The organism is Dietzia sp. UBA5065, from assembly GCA_002415925.1.
In the GTDB taxonomy this organism is placed as follows: domain Bacteria; phylum Actinomycetota; class Actinomycetes; order Mycobacteriales; family Mycobacteriaceae; genus Dietzia.
The window spans coordinates 5,792-9,593 of sequence record DIAZ01000041.1; the positions used below are offsets into that span (position 1 = coordinate 5,792).

The following is a 3,802-nucleotide window of genomic DNA, read 5'->3' on the forward strand; positions in this document are numbered from 1 at the left end:
CGCGGGCGTTGATTCCTCAGGCCGCTCTCGGTGCAGCTGTGGGCGGCCCCCGCCAGCCGGGTCAAGGGCTCCCCGGACCAGGCTCGCCCACTGGTCCGGGTCGCCACGGCGGCACTCTCGGCCCTGCTGCTCCGGCGTCGATCCGGACTCGCGGCTAGGCTTGCCGCTCATGGGCAGACGGACGAGTCGTCACCCCGCGCGCAGGATCATCGCCGGGGCTGACGCGAGACGAGAGGTGGCGACGCTCGCCGTCGAGGAGCCGCTCGAGATCCGCGTGGGAGGCGAGGCATACGTCGTCACGATGCGCACCCCCGGCGACGACATGGATCTCGCCGCGGGCTACCTGGTCTCCGAGGGTTCGATCTGGCGGACCGAACACCTTCCCGAGATGCGTTACTGCACGGCGGTCAGCGGCCGCCCAGAGCAGGACTACAACACGCTCAGCCTCACGCTCTCGCCCGACGTTCCGGAACCCCGATCGACGCGCACGGCCACCATGAGCAGCGCCTGCGGGGTGTGCGGCGTGGAATCGATCGACGAGGTGCGGCGCAGCACCCACTTCCCGCTGGCGCCCGCCGAACCGCTGATCGACGAGGAGACGCTGCTCTCGCTGCCCGCGCGGCTCCGCAGGCATCAGCGCCTGTTCGACAAGACCGGGGGCGTCCACGCGGCGGGCCTGTTCTCCGCGGACGGCGCGCTCCTGTGCCTCCGGGAGGACGTCGGCCGCCACAACGCCGTGGACAAGGTCGTCGGGTGGGCGCTACGGGACGGCCGGCTGCCCCTGGGGGGCACCATCCTGCAGGTCTCCGGCAGGGCATCGTTCGAACTGGTTCAGAAAGCCTCGATGGCGGGGATCCCCACGCTGTCCGCGGTCAAAGCCCCCTCGTCGCTCGCGGTGGACCTCGCCGTGAGCTCAGGGGTGACGCTCGTCGGGTTCAGCCGCGGCGACCGTGCGACGGTCTACTCGCATCCTGAGCGCATCCGCCTTCCCGCGCACCGCTGAGTCATCCCGCGCATCCGGCTTCCCGCGCACCGCTGAGTCATCCCGCGCATCCGGCTTCCCGCGCACCGCTGAGTCATCCCGTGCAGCGTCTTCCCGGGTGCCATGCAGCGAATCGCGGGCGGAGTGACTCGACGAAGGCCTGGGTCGGGCTCCTGCGCCCCCGGGCTGCACCGAAGTGTGTTCCCACGCACAATGGGCACATGACCCTGATTCCTCGCATCCGCAGGTCCGCGCCGGTGGACGACATCGACGAGGCGGACCTGAAGGTCAGCCCACCGGAGACGAGCGCGGCCGGAGTCAAGGCCGTGTCGGTGGCGCTCGAGCGCGGTATATCTCAGGCCGGCGTGGTCCGCACCGCGCGCGCCCTGGCCCGGCTCAATCACCGCGACGGTGTGGACTGCCCGGGATGCGCCTGGCCCGAGTCGATCATCGGCCCCCGCAAGCCCGCGGAGTTCTGCGAGAACGGTGCCAAGGCCGTGGCGGAGGAGTCCACGACCCGTACGGTCACGCCCGAGTGGTGGGCACGCCACCCCATCAGCACGCTGCGCGACAAGACCGAGTACTGGCTCGGCAACCAGGGACGCATCACCGAGCCGGTAGTCATCCGCCCCGGAGAGGACCATTACTCGGCGATCTCCTGGCGGGAGGCGTTCACCCTGCTCGGCGAGCACGTCAATGCCACGACGCCGGACCGGTGCGTGTTCTACACCTCGGGCCGCACCGCCAACGAGCAGGCGTTCATGTATCAGCTGCTCGCCCGCAGCATCGGCACCAACAACCTGCCGGACTGCTCCAACATGTGTCACGAGTCGTCGGGCTCGGCCATGACCCCGACCATCGGCATAGGGAAGGGCACGGTCTCCCTTGAGGACTTCGAGCACGCGGATGCGATCCTCGTCGTCGGCCAGAACCCCGGCACCAACCACCCACGGATGCTCTCCACCCTCGCCGACGCGCGGACGCGCGGCGCGCATGTCGTGGCGGTCAACCCGCTGCCCGAGGCCGGCCTGCTCGGGTTCTCCGACCCGCAGTCCCCGACGGACGTCGTCAAGAGCCTCGCAACTCTCGGCGAAGGAGAAGGCGAACGGATCTCCGACGACTTCCTGCAGATCAAGGTCGGCGGCGACCTGGCCCTGTTCCAGGCACTCGGGCACCTGCTGCTGAAGGCCGAGGAGGCGGCGCCCGGAACGGTGGTGGACCGCGCGTTCGTCGAGTCCAGCACGTCCGGTTTCGCCGAGTACGCAGCGGCCCGCGCCGAGCTCGACTGGGACGTTACCGAACGCGCGACCGGCCTGAGCCGATTCCAGATCGAACGCCTCGCGACGCTGCTGATCAATTCCAAGGCGACGATCATCTGTTGGGCGCTCGGCCTCACCCAGCAGCCGCATTCGGTCGACACGCTCCGCGAGGTCGTCAACATCCTGCTGTTGCAGGGCAACTTCGGCAAGCCCGGCGCGGGCGCCTGCCCCGTCCGCGGGCACTCGAACGTGCAGGGCGACCGCACGATGGGGATCTGGGAGAAGCCGTCGCCCGGCTTCCTGGACCGGCTCGACGCCGAGTTCAGCATCTCTTCGCCGCGCGAGTTCGGCTATGACTCCACGGACACCCTCACCGCTTTCGAGAACGGCCACGTCGACGTCTTCGTCTCCATGGGCGGCAACTTCGCCAAGGCCTGCTCGGACACCGATGTGCTGGAGCGGGGCATGCAGCAGACCGGGCTGACGGTGCATGTGTCGACCAAGCCGAACCGCTCGCACGTGGTGCACGGCCAGACCTCGCTGATCCTGCCCACGCTAGGGCGGACCGACCGCGATGACCGGCACCCGACCGGCGCGCAGTTCGTGTCGGTGGAGGACTCGATGTCGGTGATCCGTTCATCGCGCGGCCGACTGGAGCCGGTCTCCGAGCAACTGCTCAGCGAACCGCAGATCATCGCCGGGATGGCCGAGGGGATCCTGGGGCACGATCACGACGTGGACTGGCGCGCGATGGCCGAGGACTACGACGTGATCCGCGACCACATCTCCCGCGTGGTGCCGGGCTTCGAGGACTACAACCGGCGGATTCGGCAGAAGTCAGGGTTCGTGCTGCCCAACCCGCCGCGAGACACCCGGTCGTTCGCCACGGAGTCGGGCCTGGCCAATTTCACGGTGTCGCCGCTGGAGTGGTTGGAGGCCCCGGAAGGGCATCTGATTCTGCAGACCATGCGCTCGCACGACCAGTACAACACCACGTTCTACGGGCTCGACGACCGTTACCGGGGAATCTCCGGGGGCCGGCGCGTGATCCTCGTTCACCCGGATGACCTGCGGGATCTGGGGTTCGAAGACCGCCAGATGGTGGACGTGGTGAGCGTGTTCACCGGCTCTGACGGCGTGACCACCGAGCGCCGTGCGGAGGAGTTCCGGCTGATCTCGTATCCCACTGCGCGGGGTTGTTGCGCCGCCTACTTCCCGGAGGCCAACAACCTGGTGCACCGCGAGAACGTGGCGCGGGAGTCCAATACGCCCGGTTTCAAGGCCGTGACCGTCCGGTTCGAGGCGCGCCGCCGGCCCGCCGACACCGCAGCGTCGGATCGCTCCGCCCAGCCGTCGCGCTGAGTCACTCCGCCAGCTGGTCCGGCGGAACGGGTTGGGGACACCGTGCGCGGAGAGGCTCAGCGCCCTGGCGCGCGGGCCCTCCTCGCCGCCGCCCGCCGAAAAGTGGATTTCGAGCAGAGCCACTCGGACGATGGAGGCGAAACACTCTTCTCGGCGCCGGGTGCGGCGTCAGGCACGGCGTCGGGTGCGGCGTCGGGTG

Annotated in this window: 2 protein-coding genes; both read left to right on the plus strand. The window is 69.3% G+C overall.

The window, feature by feature from the left end:
• The first annotated feature begins 169 nt into the window (after positions 1-169).
• Positions 170-1,003 carry a formate dehydrogenase accessory sulfurtransferase FdhD gene (gene fdhD, locus B4M60_RS02965; protein WP_291080142.1) on the plus strand — a complete coding sequence of 278 codons (834 nt, stop codon included), beginning with the start codon at positions 170-172 and terminating at the stop codon, positions 1,001-1,003.
• Between the two features lie 200 nt (positions 1,004-1,203).
• The gene (locus B4M60_RS02970) at positions 1,204-3,603 is read left to right on the plus strand and encodes an FdhF/YdeP family oxidoreductase (RefSeq protein WP_291080144.1); all 2,400 of its coding nucleotides are present in this window, start codon (positions 1,204-1,206) and stop codon (positions 3,601-3,603) included.
• Positions 3,604-3,802: the final 199 nt, after the last annotated feature.